The organism is Arenibacter algicola, assembly GCF_000733925.1.
In the GTDB taxonomy this organism is placed as follows: domain Bacteria; phylum Bacteroidota; class Bacteroidia; order Flavobacteriales; family Flavobacteriaceae; genus Arenibacter; species Arenibacter algicola.
Genome location: NZ_JPOO01000003.1, coordinates 615,380 through 631,651, shown reverse-complemented (window position 1 = coordinate 631,651; position 16,272 = coordinate 615,380). Strand labels below are relative to the sequence as shown.

The 16,272-nt window shown below is 41.3% G+C and carries 10 protein-coding genes; 2 read left to right on the top strand and 8 right to left on the bottom strand.

Going from position 1 to position 16,272, the window contains the following annotated elements; all coding sequences use genetic code 11:
* Positions 1 to 778 precede the first annotated feature (778 nt).
* Positions 779 to 2,353, top strand: coding sequence for a CHRD domain-containing protein (locus U735_RS0112925; protein ID WP_031444224.1), 1,575 nt, complete (start codon positions 779 to 781; stop codon positions 2,351 to 2,353).
* Between the two features lie 196 nt (positions 2,354 to 2,549).
* Here the strand turns inward: U735_RS0112925 and U735_RS0112920 are convergent, their stop codons facing one another.
* From U735_RS0112920 to U735_RS0112910, 3 genes are all read right to left on the bottom strand, one after another.
* Positions 2,550 to 2,888 (bottom strand): hypothetical protein, encoded by a 339-nt coding sequence (locus U735_RS0112920; RefSeq protein ID WP_031444223.1) that lies wholly within the window; start codon positions 2,886 to 2,888, stop codon positions 2,550 to 2,552.
* 707 nt (positions 2,889 to 3,595) lie between these two features.
* Positions 3,596 to 4,378 (bottom strand): hypothetical protein, encoded by a 783-nt coding sequence (locus U735_RS0112915; protein ID WP_031444222.1) that lies wholly within the window; start codon positions 4,376 to 4,378, stop codon positions 3,596 to 3,598.
* A gap of 203 nt (positions 4,379 to 4,581) precedes the next feature.
* A complete protein-coding gene (locus U735_RS0112910) occupies positions 4,582 to 5,661 on the bottom strand; it encodes a metallophosphoesterase (protein ID WP_031444221.1) in 1,080 nt (359 codons plus the stop codon).
* Positions 5,662 to 5,902: 241 nt separating this feature from the next.
* Here U735_RS0112910 and recQ point away from each other — a divergent pair, with 241 nt between their 5' ends.
* Positions 5,903 to 8,029, top strand: coding sequence for a DNA helicase RecQ (gene recQ / locus U735_RS0112905; protein WP_031444220.1), 2,127 nt, complete (start codon positions 5,903 to 5,905; stop codon positions 8,027 to 8,029).
* A 1,103-nt stretch (positions 8,030 to 9,132) separates the two neighbouring features.
* On the opposite strand, the gene U735_RS0112900 is transcribed toward recQ, so the two are convergent.
* The 5 genes from U735_RS0112900 to U735_RS0112875 form a co-directional block, all read right to left on the bottom strand.
* A complete protein-coding gene (locus U735_RS0112900; RefSeq protein WP_031444219.1) occupies positions 9,133 to 11,364 on the bottom strand; it encodes a TonB-dependent receptor in 2,232 nt (743 codons plus the stop codon).
* Positions 11,365 to 11,575: 211 nt separating this feature from the next.
* Positions 11,576 to 12,121, bottom strand: a complete 546-nt coding sequence (locus U735_RS0112895) for a hypothetical protein (protein WP_146032837.1) — start codon at positions 12,119 to 12,121, stop codon at positions 11,576 to 11,578.
* Between the two features lie 650 nt (positions 12,122 to 12,771).
* Positions 12,772 to 13,866 (bottom strand): amidohydrolase family protein, encoded by a 1,095-nt coding sequence (locus tag U735_RS0112885; RefSeq protein ID WP_031444217.1) that lies wholly within the window; start codon positions 13,864 to 13,866, stop codon positions 12,772 to 12,774.
* Between the two features lie 781 nt (positions 13,867 to 14,647).
* Positions 14,648 to 15,262 carry a nucleotidyltransferase family protein gene (locus tag U735_RS0112880; RefSeq protein ID WP_051892137.1) on the bottom strand — a complete coding sequence of 205 codons (615 nt, stop codon included), beginning with the start codon at positions 15,260 to 15,262 and terminating at the stop codon, positions 14,648 to 14,650.
* A complete protein-coding gene (locus U735_RS0112875) occupies positions 15,262 to 16,272 on the bottom strand; it encodes an XdhC family protein (RefSeq protein ID WP_031444215.1) in 1,011 nt (336 codons plus the stop codon). The genes U735_RS0112880 and U735_RS0112875 overlap by 1 nt, the downstream gene beginning before the upstream one ends.

The window sequence follows — 16,272 nt, the reverse complement described above, 5'->3', positions numbered from 1 at the left end:
GGGGTTTAGTTCTAAAGATTCTTAAGAGTTTTAGTTTTACAGGGTATTTCAAAGCAATGTTAACCAGTTACAATGTTTCCTAAAATATAGCGAATGAGCCGTACACCCGCCCGTACCGAAATGGTTACGTTCGGGCGGGTTGTTTCCAAAATTATATGCAGCCTTGAATTTTTGTTTCTTTTGTTTCAAGACAAAAGATAATGAAACATTAAAAAAAAGGATTAATTAAAGTTCTATAGTTAACAAGTGTATAGAAATTTATTTTTCTTAAATTTTATACTCTTGTGGCAATCCACGAGAATTGTCTAAAATTTTTTATTACGTACATTTTATCGAATACGCGATTTTTAATAAGAGCAAAAAGGTTAGCTTTTATTTTGGCGTTGGCAAGCGTTGGATAATTGTGTGTAAAATAACTCTTATTAACTAAACAATACATTTGTACTATAATTTATATTATGTAAAATAGAACTTTCGTGGAAGTCCCCACTACTATGTAATACCTCCGCATTTCTATGCGAGATGGTGCGCTGGCCTTCTTTTCTTACCCCATAGACATATAAAACTAAAAACCCCTCCTACATCTTCTTTCTTTAGGGTCAATAATTAAATCATCTCCAACAAGCCCTCCCAATCCGCTGTCTTCTAAGAAATCATTCCCGGCTCAAGCTTATAAGCTTGCTCGGGATTAGCGTCAATTATTAAAGCTATCGCAGCAAGCACTCCTAATCCTTCCCACTAATTTAGACGTCATATTAAACCCTAAATTATTATATATATGAAAAAATTAATGTATTTATTTATAGCAGCAACAACTATGATTGTCAGCAGTTGTTCCGAAGATGATAGTACTGATCAGCCCCCAGGAGTTTTTGATGGCGACAGCAAAACGTATCAATTGCAATCCCGAGCCGATGCTTCGGTGTCCGGAACCGCCACGGTTGTGGAAAATGAAGACGGGACAGCCACCGTTAATCTAAAATTGACCGGTACCTCTGCTGGAAGTTTTCCGGCCCATATCCATGCCAATTCAGCCGCAGAAACTGGAGATATTCTTATTGACCTTAACGAGGTAGATGGTGCCTCAGGTGAAAGTACTACCATTATTAGTGCAACCAAAGCGGGTACGGCAATTACCTATGAGCAGATATTGGAATTGGATGCCTACATCAATATACATCAGTCTGCCAATGATCTGGGAACCCTTATTGCTCAGGGCGATATAGGTGTTAATGAAATTACGGCCGATTCAAGGGAGTATGAGCTAAAAAGTGCTGCCGATGCCAATATTAGTGGTACGGCCACAATTCATAAGCGTGTTAGTGGGGCTTCCCTCCTAGAGATTAGTTTGGAAGGTACTCCGGCCGATGGGGAACATCCTGCGCATATACATATGAACTCTGCAGCTGAAAGCGGTGATATTGCCATTTCCCTATCACCAGTAGTTGGAGCTAATGGAAAAAGTTTCACCCATATTGAGGAAGATGATGCGGGTACTGCCCTTAACTATGAAGCCTTGTTGGAATTGGATGGATACATCAATGTACACCAATCCGCCAATGAATTGGATGTTCTGGTGGCCCAGGGTGATATAGGTATCAATGTGCTTACTGGAGATTCCAAGGAATTTGCGCTACACAGCGTATTGGTCCCTACCATTAACGGTACCGCAACGGTACACAAACGTCTTAGTGGGGCTTCCCTCCTAGAGATAAGTTTAGAGGGTACTCCGGCCGATGGGGAACATCCAGCACATATTCATGCGAATACCGCTGCAGAAGGTGGCGATATTGTAATTTCACTAAACACAGTAAATGGTGCCAATGGAAAAAGTTGGACACATATAGAGGCAGATGACGACGGTACTTCAGTGAGTTACGAGCAGTTGTTGGAATTTGATGGGTATATCAACGTTCACAAGTCCATCGCCGAACTTAACGTTTTGGTTGCCCAGGGAGATATTGGACAGAATGAACTTACGGGCAATGAGGTTTCCTATGATCTGGCTGCCGTTAGCAATGCGGCCATATTTGGAACAGCTACCTTTTCCGAGCGTGTAAACAAAGAAACTCTAGTGACTTTGGAATTGGTAGGTACCACCGCAGGCGGTATCCACCCCGCCCATATTCATACTGGAGCTGTGGCAGATGCCCCTGGAGCGGTAATCGTAACTTTGGGCAATGTTATTGGAGATAATGGAATAAGCGTAACCAACGTTACCCAGGCAAATTCCGGTGGCGCATTGGATTATGACGCCCTCTTGGCTATTGATGGGTACATAAATGTACATCTGAGCGCCGAAGATTTGGACACTTTAGTGGCCCGAGGAAATGTTGGAGCCAACTTAAACTAATTAAATTTTCTTCCACATTTGGTAAAGCCTTGGATTGTGATAATCCAAGGCTTTTTTTATTCCTTAATACCTAATATATAACAAAAAAAGCTCCGGATATAAATGTCCGGAGCTTTTCTTCCTAGTTTCCCGATGATGTTTAGGTCTTTAGGTAAATGTAGTTGTTTAAACATTACCAGAAAGTACTAGAAATCATTTAATACCTTAACATGTTGCTGTATTCCTCAACCGACTTCTGAATTTCCAGATAGGAACGAATTTGAGCCATTGTTTTTTCAAAGAGATCAATCTTTAAATCCTTTTCCCTTTTTAAGGCCTTGATCAATTCGGCATTCGTATTTTTCAAGGATTGTAAAGTCTGTCGTAAGGTTTCAGATTTAATAAATAAATTATATGTGTTAGGTTCACATACATAAGAGGTCATTTTTCTTTCCAATTGGCACAAATCATTGTTTGTTCTTTCCAATTTAAGAATACATGCACTATTGGAGGGCCTACTAATTAAATTTCTACTAATCTTTGGGGTTGTTTCCATAGGACAAGCTTTGTTTTTAGGGTTAACGGATTTTTCTTTGCTACACTCTTATATAATTTGATTTCTTGATTTGTAGCTAAAAGATACAATAAAAATCCCATTTTTATGTAAGCAAAACCCTCATTAACATTAGTTTAAAGCAAAATTAACACCTAGATTTCCTCGATGTACTGAATTCTTTCTGGGACAAACGGTCCGTTTTCTCTGAAATCCTTGCTTTTCATTGGTCTCTCCATTATAAAGCGAAGTGTTTCTCCCCTACCACTCCCCTCCTGCCCCAAATCATTAATTTAACATTACCCCAATCACCTGTTAAGCTATCTTGGACTCTTTCCTAAAAGATTTAATCTAGACTGCGGCAAATTGTACTTCCTAATTATTTGTGGGGTTCAAATTTGGATGCGCTGGCCGTACCCTGAGCGGAGCCGAAGGGTTGGACAAGCAAAGAAATCGATGATTTAAGAAAACCTATTAAAAATGATAAGAACCACTTAAGTAAAATGAAAATAGGCCGTTCCTTTGTTCAGTCCACACGAACAAAGTTTCGATAAATTATTACCACTTTTCGAATGCCGTTGTATTTTCTCCAGGGAGTCCGTTGCCGGGTCTATCTTTAACCAAAACCAACAGTGAAAAATGAATAATAAAAAAGAACCCCCGATGAATTTCATCGGGGGTTTCAAAATATAAGTATATATTATTGGTAACTACCAGCTAATCTCTTCAGATTCTCCATTAGGAAAGGTAACGGTACCTGTCTGATCACAAGTGCCAGCCCCAAAGTCCAAGGAAGCCGTCATGTCATTTACTTCCAACTGCATAACTCCAGAGGTAATAAAAGCACATCCTAAGTTGGCCCCAAGCGGTTCGGTCACCGTAAATTCGTAAGTAATACCATCTAACGTAATGTCCCAATCACCTGTACAGGTAAGATCGGCTCCTTCAGCATTGATCTGGTCCAAATGCCAGCTAAGCACTTTATTTCCCTTCCAGATTACAATGTCTCCATTATCATCCTCAAAGGTGGCATCGGTAACTATAGTAAAGGTTGGACTATTGGAATCCGAAAAATCGAAAGCAAAAGTCTTGGTACCGTTAAGTAAATAGTCGTTGTAGGTGAAGTCGGTAAAAGACACTTCAAAACTACCTTTGGTACCATCTGTACTACCGTTGTTTCCTGTCAATACAATCGTTCCGCTTATGGTCTTACCTTGAATGATACATTGATTGTAGGCTACAGTAATACTATTTTCGGTAAATGCAAGTGTTGCACACTCTGTGTTGGTCTTGTTGGATTTTCCTGCTTTGTCATTGATCAGTAATTCTGAAACCAACTCGTCCAAGCCGTCAGAAACGGAATTGACCTGCATTTGGGATTTAACCTGTTCGGGGGTCATACTTTCATCATTTAGGCCGTTCATAGCATCATTGCTACAAGCAGAGATCAAAATAAATCCGAAACTCAAAACTAAATAATTAAATGTTTTCATTGTTTGTGGGGTTTAAAACATATTGAACGCGGCTAAAATAAGCCCTTATATATTATTATGTTAAGAAAAACGTAAATTTTCGACTTACAGTATGTATTATTAAGAAATATCTGACAAAAGTATTTGTTTTAGGACTATTTTGACCTTGGTTTTTGGATATGGCCCATTAAAAACTACTTGATTTGCAGTATGTTGTGGTGCAATCAATCCATTTGAAAGCTAAAATTGTTATAATCATCCCTCTGATAGGCCATTTTTTGTGTAGTCGGCGATATGGCGAAATAAGGTGAAAATGTAGTGGTAATCACGGTCTTTCCATCAGGTAGAAACTCCATAATCCTTAGCCAACCGTCTCCCCCATTACCATGCCATCCACCGCCTATAGCCTGGGCATTAAACGTAATCTGATTCACCTTTTTTCCGGCAGCGTTCCTATCAACCCTAAATGCGGTATGTGCCTTAAAATTATCAGGGGAGCCAATATGGCCAGAGAATACCATTTGTACATTTTTGGAAGGTGCCACTAGCTTTTCCCATATGGCTTTGCCATAGTTGGCATCCTCTATTGGATAGTTTTCTTTTTCCATATGCTCGTTTTGGGCATTTAGATAGGAATGGGTAAGCATTACCACGGTATGATCTTTATATATTTCTTGGGAAATCTCATTGTTGGCCCATTGCAATATAGTGTCCCGTGGCGCAAACTCCAGGTTCAGGAATAAAAACTTTCTTTGTTGGGGAGATATGAGTTCATAGGTGGCATTTTCTGCCGAAGGCAGGCCGTCTATGTTCTTACCGGCGGCCCGTAAGGCCTTTGCATTCAACAAGTTTCTATGCACGGGAAAATACTGGCTGTAATTGGATTTTCGGGTTTCCACATTTTTATAGCCAAAATCGTGGTTTCCTGCTGCCAAGATATAGGGTACTTTCCCATCCAGACGCTCAAAAGCATGGGAAGCGGCCCTCCACTGGTCCCTACTGGGCATATTTCCATTTATTTTGTCCGGGACCAAAAGCTCGTTCTGCTCTACCAAATCGCCCGTACACAATACCATTTTTATATTTAGGGCATCTATATTTTCACTGATCCAGGCCGTCATGGTTTCTAGGGTACCCTGGTTTCTTTCAAATTTCGCGTAGGTCTGGGTATCGGGAACCAAAATAATGGACCAAGAGTCGGGATTGGACAATTTGGGCGGGGCATAGGTTTCTTGTGCCTTTAAGGCTGTGGCCAATGTGAAAAGGGAGAGAACAAAAAGGCAATAGGGGTGTTTAAGGTTCATTTGGTAGATTATTAAGGTTGCAGTGGATAAATTTAACCTTTTTAGCAAAGACAAAAAAGCCAAAAGCCAAAAGCCAAAAGCCAAAAGCCAAAAGCCATTAGCCAAGAGCCAAGAGCCAAAAGCCACTGTTTTCCTGTGTCCCAGTCCTTAGTTTGGTTTTTGGAATTTTAAGACCGTGAAAGTTGTTATAGGACTGCAAATATGATTATTTTCGTTCCTTACAAAAGTTTTACCGATACCCATGCCCGATATCCAGAACAAATTATTTCCCTATTTAAAAAAGTATTTTGGTTATGACCGCTTTAGAAAACAACAAGAGGCCATTATCACTGCGGTTTTAAATAAGGAAGATTGTGTGGTGATCATGCCTACCGGTGGAGGAAAATCCATTTGTTTTCAGTTGCCTTCCCTTTTGTTCGATGGCACTACCCTAGTGATTTCCCCTTTGATTGCCTTGATGAAGGATCAGGTAGATGGACTTATAGCTAACGGTATTCCCGCCGCTTTTTTTAATAGTAATCAGTCTGCGGAGGAACAGCGGGATATACTGGATAGGACCCACAAAGGGGAATTAAAGTTACTCTATGTGGCACCGGAAAGCCTTCAGGGCCTGTCCCCTATTTTAAAAGAGGAGTTTGTTAGTTGTGTTGCGGTGGACGAGGCACATTGTATTTCCTCCTGGGGGCACGATTTTAGGCCCTCTTACCAACAGTTGGGATTTTTAAAGGCATCCCTGCCCCAAACGCCCATTATTGCCTTAACGGCAACCGCGGATAAAGCTACCAGACAGGATATTATGGCGCAGTTGAAGATCCCTAGAGCTAAACAGTTCTTGGCTTCCTTCGATAGAAAAAATATTTCCTTGGAAGTGCGGGCGGCCCATGACCGGGTGTCCCAAATTCTTCAATTTATAGATCAAAGGCCCAATGAATCGGGTATTATTTATTGTTTAAGTCGAAAATCCACCGAAACCTTGGTCGAAAAGATGCGCAATAACGGTATCAAGGCAGCAGCCTACCACGCCGGATTGGATTTTGATAGTCGAAACAAGGTGCAGGAGGATTTTATTTTTGACAAGACCCAGATCGTGTGTGCCACGATTGCCTTTGGGATGGGAATAGATAAATCCAACGTACGCTGGGTAATACATTATAATATGCCCAAAAATATTGAGGGCTATTACCAGGAAATCGGTCGCTCCGGAAGGGACGGACTGGCGGCACATGCCCTTTTGTTCCATAGTTATGCCGATGTAATCCAGTTGCAAAGATTTGCCTCGGGTGCTACCAATGAGGAGGTACAGCTGGCCAAGTTGGAGCGGATGAAGCAGTTTTCGGAAGCATCCAGCTGTAGAAGAAAGATTTTACTGAGTTATTTTGGGGAGTATTTACAGACCGATTGCGGCAATTGCGACGTTTGTAAAAATCCACCCCAGTTTTTTGATGGCACGGTAATAGCGCAAAAGATATTGTCTACCATTGCCAGACTAAAGGAGTCGGAGGCTACGGGAACAGTAATAGACGTGTTGAGGGGCGCCCAAAATGCCAACATTTTGGATAAAAATTATCAGGAAATAAAGACCTATGGCATTGGGAAGGATATTTCATGGAACCATTGGCAGCATTATACCATACAGCTTATAAATCAGGGGCTATGTGAGATTGCCTTCCATAAGAACAACGTTCTGCGTCTGACGGATTTGGCCAAGGCCGTATTGTTCAATAACGCCAAAGTACAATTGAGTCAGCCCTTGTCCAAAGAAGAGCAAATGGCTGTCCGTAAGGAAAGCAAGTCCAAGCCTGTCAATGAAAATTCCCTGTTTGAAAAACTTCGGCAATTGCGGTTTCAAATTTCCTTGCAGGAGAACATTCCGGCCTATTTGGTTTTTAACGATGCCACCCTCAAGGAAATGGAGTCCAAAAAGCCGGTGACCAGTGAAGCGTTCAAAGAGATCAATGGGGTGGGTCAGAGAAAATTGGAGGTGTATGGGGAGATGTTCATCAATGAAATCAAGGCCTTTGTAGAAGCAAAACCCAAGAAGAAGAAAAAGAAGACCAGGAAATCGGATACCGCTTTGGAAACCTATGAGCTGTTTAAGACAGGGGTAACCGTGAAAGACATAGCAGAGACCAGGGGCCTAAAGCCCAATACCATTTTGGCCCATTTGGAAAAATTGTACCATGATGGGAAAGACATTGATATCTACCGACTAATATCTAAAGAAGATGTAGCCAAGGTAGCCAAGGCCAAGAAAGAACTTCAAGACCCGGAAGGCCTAAAACCCTACTTTGAGCATTTTGAAGAAAAAATGGAATATTCTACCATCCGCCTCGCCCTAAGTGTTATTGAAAAGGAGGCGATTTTATAAGAAGATATAAAGTTCAAGGTTCAAAGAGTTTGCAGTTGCAGTTTGCAGTGGGCATTAAAAGGTTCAAGGTCCGGACGGAGATTGAGCGTAGTCGAAATCGTAGTAGGGTAAGGAGTTGTAAAGTTGAATGTTCAAAGTTCAAGGCTTAGTCAGCTTAAAGAGTTTTCAGTAGCAGTTTGCAGCTCGTCTGACCATCTGGTCCATTTGAATGCAATTGGAACTGGTGTTGTATAATAGTTGAATAAAATCAAAAGTTCATTTCGAATGAATATGAGAAATCGCACAAGTTGCGCTTTCCAGAAGTGGATTCATGGTTCAATCTTCAAGGTTCAAAGTTTGAATTTGTACATATGCAATGTTGAGACAATCAAATTCCCCTCTTGAGAGGGGTTAGGGGTGTGTTAGGTAAAGTTCAAGGTTCAATATCCAAGGTTCAAAGAGTTTGCAGTTGCAGTTTGCAGTGGGCATTAAAAGGTTCAAGGTTCAAAGTTTGAATTTGTACACATTCAATGTTGAGACAATCAAATTCCCCTCTTGAGAGGAGTTAGGGGTGTGTTGGATAAAGTTCAAGGTTCAAGGTTCAAAGAGTTTGCAGTGGGCATTAGAAAGTTCACGGCTCAAAGTTCAAGGTCCGGACGGAGATTGAGTCAACCTACCGGCAAGGCAGGCCTGCCAGTCCGTAAGGCGGGCGTAGTCGAAATCGGTGTTATAAGGGAGTGTTAAACAGTAATCAGTAAATAGCTGATGGTTAGCAGTTTGAAGTTCCTCATTTAAAATACTTCTCGATACAATTTTTCTCCACTTCGTTATGCAATATTACCTACCTGCCGTTAGGCAGGCTCGTAGTGACGGGTAGCTCCGGTCGGTTGGTTGAAGTTCAGGGTTCAAGGTTGGAGTTCCACCGTCAGTTCAAGTGGAATGCCAGTAGGCATTTTGTATCGAGAACTCTTGATGGGATTGAAAGCCCCTAATCACAACAACACTAAAAAAAGCTCCTTCCCCTAAGTAGGGGAAGGTGGATTCTCCACCCTGAGGTGGAGAATACGGAAGGGGTGCGGGACCCTTTCTTTAGGGAAGGAGCTATAATTTAGTTACAATCGCATTTAAAAACTAACGGACACCTTACCTCTGGCAAAAAATGGTGTTCCAGGGGTAAAATGGATTTCTTCAACCGCTTCCGCTTCGTTGAACAGTCTACTATTGGTGGCAAATTGGGTCTCGTTCCATTCCGTATCAAAAAGATTCTCCACGATGAGGCCAAAACTCCAATTTTTCCATGTATAATTCAGGTTGAAATCGGTTACAAAATACCCCTCGGCAATAATAGAATTGTCTTCCTTGGCCGGTCTGTCCTTGATAAAGCGATAGTTCATTCCCCCCGAGAAGTTTTTAAGCCCCTTAAAGGTAATTCCTCCGGAAGAAGTCAGGTCGGGCGCTAAGGGAATATAATCCGCCCCACTGGGGTCTTCCGAGCTTCTGGCATAAGTGTAATTAACATCGCCATAGGCGTACAACCAGTCCGTTAGTTGATATCTAGCTCCTAGGTCCACCCCAAAACGTTTGGTCCTACCACTGGGTTCAACAATTCCCGCATCTCCCACATAAACAAACTCCTGCTCCAAAAAAAGATGCCACAAGGCCAAATTTAATACCAATCGGTCTTGTGGTTTGTATATGGTTCCTACATCGGCCCCGAAGGCCAATGGCAATATACTTTCCCCATTATTGGCGGTGACTACCCTGGTATCATTGGAATGAAAGCTAATCCCGGTTTTGGCATACAGTTGAAGGTCTTGAGAGGCTTGGTAAATGGTATTTAACTTGGGACTGACCACCAATTTGTTTTCACTTTTTTGGTCATAAGTGGTCGACAATAGATTTTCATAATCGAATTTTAAATAATCCAGACGTACACCAGGATTAATGTTCCACTTGTTGATTTTGTAATTTATATTGAAGAATCCATAGGCATTCAATTCATCAATATTGCCATATGCAAGTCGGTCCAAGGTAGTCTTCCTGTTTAGGGTATGGGAAAGCTCTACCTCGTTAATGTCGTCGTATCTAAAGCCTATACCCATATTGAATCGGAATTGAGAATTATTTTGGTCCAAGTGTATGGTTTTATCATAACTGGTTTCTCCTCCAATTAGGGTTCTATTTTCCTTTTGCTTTATTTGATCGCCATTCACGGGATCCTCAAGGAAAAATGTAAAATTGGAATAAAGTTCAAAATCATATTTTGAAATAAAAAACTTGGATTTAAATCGACTATGCTGATCCAATTGTTTGTCATGGTTCACCAATAGGTTGGTACGGCTGGTATTGCCCCCCTCGGTATCATCAATGGCGCCAAACCTGCCAATGCTTCCATTATCGACTGCCCGTTGGGGAATTTGTCCAGAAGCGTCCCATTTGCTCTGAAAGTGGGAGGCCGTTAAATTCACTTCGTTGCCGGCATCGTCCTTATGATTGTACCGTCCCATAATGTTTATTCTATTGAAATTCTGGGGCGATTCAAAAACGCCATCGGAAATTAAATATTCTGAGGCTATATAGGCATTGTCATCATCGCTTTCCAATAGTTTCAGCATCCCCAAGCCTCTTAGGGTATTATATTTTCCGGCCTCCATGCTAATTACGTTTTTGTCCAATGTTTTCTTGGTGGTCAGGTCCACATAGCCGGCGGTATTAAAGTTACCCTTCTCGGCATAGTATGGTCCTTTGCCAAAATCTATATTATCGATGGTTTCCGGAATAATGAAATGCATATCGGCATATCCTTGGCCGTGGGCATGGGATACCATGTTTACGGGTAAACCATCCACATTTATAGCGATATCCGTTCCGTGGTCTATATCAAACCCCCTTAGGAATATTTGTTCGGCCTTACCGCCACCGGCATGCTGCCCTATAATGAGGCCAGGTACTTTTCTAAGGATTTCCTGGGAAGATTTAACGGGATCGGATTTAACGTCCACGTTTACAAAACTGCTCATGGCATTTATATTGGATACCAGTACCACCTGGTCCAGGGAAACTGCAGCCTCTTCCAGGACAATTTCTAGCGTTGTATCCAATTGATTTTCAGTTATCAGCAGTTCTTTGTTCTTGAACCCAAGACTGTAAAAATAAATGTGATCATTAACGCTCACGTTTGCTAGGCTAAAGGCTCCCGAATTATTACTGTAAGTATAATTACCTGTATTTTTATTGTAAACCCCTACTCCGCTTAGGGGCGTGCTGTCCTGGTTGGTTATTGTTCCACTTATGGTATGGGCGTGTAAGGCTCCGGAAAGTAATAAAATCAATAAGGCAAGTGTATTTTTAATCATAGTTTTATTTTTTATTCCGAATAGCGGCCTGCTATTCTTGACATATAATTTGGACATAACTATCCCTCTAAAACCAATGGCCATAAAAGGGATTGGGTTGAATGTCTTTTCTTTAAAGTGTTTCAGAATTGGATAATAACAATGTAGAAGCGAACCAATATATCCAGTATTGGATGTTGGATGCCTTTTAGAAATTATTACGTTCCAAAAATTAATAAATGGGCTTTGGAGGAGGTACAATGAGAAATTGAATTCCTTTTGAGGTGTTTTCCTTTAGGTTGGAAAAATAGGTTTTTACAAAGGCCGGGATAGTTTGGATATGACTATTAGTGTAAACCACTAGGTGCTTGTCCAAATCGGATTGTAGCTTAATCTTGTCGTTTTCATGGTGGGTTGGGATTGAAGCACTAAAAGCCATACTCATAAAATCTATAATCTCATGACTGTGGGATTCTGAATTGTGTGACTGGGGATGGCCATGTAGGGCTATTTCATTTGCTCCTTTATGCTCGTGGGCTTCTGTGGAATAGGTTAATGTCCCATCTTGGGCTTTATCCTGCCTGTCATGGTCATGAAAATCGTGGGTGTGGGAGGCAATGGAGTGATGACCTAATCCTTGATGAAGTCTATGGGACAAAAAGTGCATCAGTTCCGTAACCTCCTGCTGCATGGGGGCCATGAGATAGCAGATGCCCATAAAGACAGCTACACTTCTAACCAACCACGGCCTAAGGCCTTTTTCATTTTTCTTGGTCACGGATACCTTTTTTATACTCTACCTACGGAATATTTATGCGATGGGTTTGTTTTTCGCGGAAAAATATAAAATCACAGCGATTTAAATGTTAAAATAGGATGAAACATACGATTGATTCTTCAAAGTAATTATACAGAAGTGAGTATTGAGTATTGAGAAGTTAGTATTGAGTATTGAGAAGTGGGAATAAAAAGTACCAAGATCCTAGATACTGGATGTTTATAATCGTAGAAAGTTCTAATAAAATGGGAATTTGGCCTATTGGATCGCAATTGTGATCATTAGTTTATAGTATGATGTATAAGTTATTGATTTAGATGGTTTTACAACTTTGAATACTAATTGTAAAATATTTTTAAATCCTCATTGGGATTGTCGGTGGAGTGATATAGTCGTAGATATCAGGCAAAAAATTTAACAATTAAACAACAATTTAATTCCAATGGCGTTCTTAAAAAAAAGTAATTTTATATAACAAAAAAAGTTAGATATGTCATTTTTATCACCACAGATTGAAGCTTTGGCTAAAAGAAAAAAGGAACAGTCCCTTGTTAAAAAACCCGATTCTTGTGGTATTTTTCAGGAATATGGGAAATTGGAAAAGATTCAAAGCCCCCGGGAAAGCAAATAGTCCACTCTTTTGGGCATAGCTAATCCTTTGGAAATAAGCTCCTGTCCAATCCAGGAATGAGTTTTAACGCATTCTTGTAATATAACTTTTTAAGGACTTCATCCGGTAAGTCCATTCCGTACATGGCCCAGAAAGCGTGGTATTTCTTATGGTACGGAAAATATTCATCATCGGATTCCAATACTCTAAAATAGGTTGGGAATTCTTCCGGTTTCCAACTGTCCTTACCAAATAGGACTCGGTCCTGATATTTCACAAAAAATTTATGTGCATTTTTGGGTTGTCGGCCCAATTCTGCAATTATGGCCCCAATACCCACATACATATTGGGAATTTCGTCCATTAACCTAGCCAAAGTACCCAGATCATTGGCATACCATCCCATATGTGCATTTATAAAGTTGGTTTTCGGGTGCTTTTTAAACATCCTGTGCTGCTCCGCTATAATCTGTTCCCAAGAGGCAGGATCCGTTGCCGAGCGCTTTCTACGTGGGTGTGTTTTTAGTTCCAACCATCTCTCGTTATCGGAATTTACCTCATCCCAAAAGGGTTTCGGGTCTGCTGAGTGTATTAGGACAGGCACGCCCAATTCTCCACATTTTTCCCAGATGGCACTTAAACGATCATCGTCTACGGCCAATCGCTTGCCAGAGGCATCGGTATCCAGCAAACCTAGACTTTTGTATACCTTAAGTCCCTTGGCACCGTTCTTTATATCGGCTTCCAACTGCGCTACGGCCTTCTCGGACCAGCTAGGTTTACCAACCCCGTCAAAATCCACATTGGCAAAAACCGCAAATCTGTTGGGATAATGGTTCTTTATGTTTTCCAGGGATTGTTTTATTCTTTCTCCCGATCCACCACTGAGGTTGACCATGATGGCCAAGTTCAGTTTATCCATATCAGCAATAAGTAGGGAAAGATCCTGTGTTGGCATTTGATACTGATGGCCATGAACATCTATAAATGGGAATTTGGCCCTATGTATTTCTTTTCCAGGTACTTTAAGGGTGGAAACAGGATTGTATTCCTCGAAACTCATGTTCTGGGACAAGGCTTCATTGGAAAAGGTAATAAGCAAAATACATAGGGGGGCTAAATTCTTTAAAGTCATTTCGTCATTAAATTAGATTCTAAATTTATGTTATATAACGGACAACCTAAAAGTTTGAAGCCAAAAAATATTTGAAAAATGAATCCCTGGCATAAGGCTGGCGCTATAGTTCAAGGTTACAGTTTCAAGGATCAAGGTTTTAAAATTTGAACCTCGAACCTTGCACCTGCCAACTGCCAACCGCTACTGCCAACTTATTAAGAAAAAGATTGCTTCTTCGCCCTAGCTCCCTATCTACCGATAGGCAGGATCGCAATGAGGTATTTGGTTTTGGCCAACGCATTTGAACTTTGAACCTGCCAACTGCCAACTGCCAACCGCTACTGCCGACTCTATAAGAAAGAGATTGCTACTTCTACCTAGCTCCCTATCTACCGATAGGCAGGATCGCAATGACGTATTTGGTTTTGGCCAACGCATTTGAACTCTTAAACCGCAGCACTGCTTATATGCAGTTCTCAACTCCGCCCTAACGGACAACGTTAATATATAAGTCCTTGAACTTTGAACCTTGAACCTTGAACCTGCCTACTGCCGACCGCCACTGCCAACTTATTAAGAAAAAGATTGCTTCTACGCCTTAGCATTTCGCAATGACGTATTTGGTTTTGGCCAACGCATTTGAACTCTTAAACCGTAGTACTGATTATATGCAGTTCTCGACTCCGAACGGACAGCGTTAATATATATGATTCCTTGAACCTGCCTACTGCCAACCGCCGCTGCCAACTCTATTATGAAACAATGTAGAGGAATTTGGGAATAGCCAAGTGTCCAGGCTCTAGTCTCCGGAATCTAGGTCCCTTCTCACCTTCTCGTATTCGTCCTTAGTATCAATATCCAGCTCTTTTCCGTCAGCGGAAATACTTAAAACATCCTTAAGATGTGTTTTTATAATTTCCTTGGCCCCATAATCGGAATTCAATTCCTGGAGGGCATCAAAATGGATTTTTCTAAAAATAGCGGGCACTCCTACCCTATTATCATATTTGGTGGCCACAATGCTGTTTTCGGAATTGGAAAAAGTATCGATCAACGTATTTAAATATGGTTCATCTATCAAGGGTTGGTCTGCCAGCATCACTAAAATACCATCATAGTCTTGGTCCTGCTCCAGAAGCTGTTTGGTGCCGAAGGCAATCGAATTCCCCAATCCCATTTTCCAGTTGGGGTTAAGTACGGCTTGAGTAGCCGAAAAATCGGTAACCTTTTTTATTTCAGCGGCATTGGCCCCCAAAACGGTCAGTACGGTGCTAGCCTTGGAACTTTGTGCATTTTTTAAGGCATTGCCAATGAAAGTGCTGTCTCCCCAGGGGAGCAGTTGCTTTATGGCCTTCATGCGGGAGGAAGTACCGGCCCCCATGATCAAAATCGCTATTTTTAGTTTTTTGGGCATCAATCGTGAATCCCAGTTTCTTTATTCTTAAGGAGCATAGGTTCCTTTTTCCTGATCACCGATAAAATTTCGGCAACTATGGAAATGGCAATTTCCTGAGGGGTCTCGGCGCCTATGTTGAGTCCGGCCGGACCGTGGATACCGTCCAGAAATTCGTACGAGATCTCCGGGCTTAGTTCCATTAGTTCGTTAAAAAGTTTTTCCCGCCTTCTAAATGGACCTAAAAGTCCTAAATATATGGGTTTTGAATCCTTTAATGTCAATAAATACTTTAAGTCTTTGGAATAGCTGTGGTTCATTAGAATAATGGCAGTATGCTGGTCAACTTCGGCCAACGGAAAGCTTTCTGGTAAGATTCCCAGAAAGTCATGGGCACCTTCAAAATCCAAAATATTCTTTTCTTCGGATGGGTCAGCTACGATGGTAACTTCCCAGCCTGCCATGGCGGCAAAATTGCATAACTGTACGCTATCATGCTCGGCTCCGATGATGAATAGTTTAAAACAGGGTTTCATGCTTTGCTCAAATACCTCAAGCTTCTCTTGGGTATGGAACCCTGGCAATAGGGGCAATTGCTCTTGACCAAATATGACCATGGAGCCGTAGTTGGCATTGGAGCCCTCCTTTTTTTCAAAAAAGGATTGTATTCTAAAATGATGTCTTGATGCAATGGTTTGTTCAAAGGTTTCCAAGAATGCCTTATCTGGTCTAAAGGCCTCCAGTAAAATATAAAGAATACCCTCACACCCAAGTCTATATCGACCGTCATAGGTCATTACCTTGGATATATCATCGGCAAAAACGGACTGGGCCTGTCTTACTACTTCCTTTTCAACACATCCACCACTTACTGCGCCAATCATATGTCCGTCTTCCAGAATCAACATCCTTACTCCAGGTCTTCGGTAAGAGGAGCCGTCCAGTGCCACTACGGTGGCCAAAACACATTTTAGCCCTTTTGATGTGGCCGACTGATATTCCCTAATAATTTTTTTTAGTTCGTGTGTCAT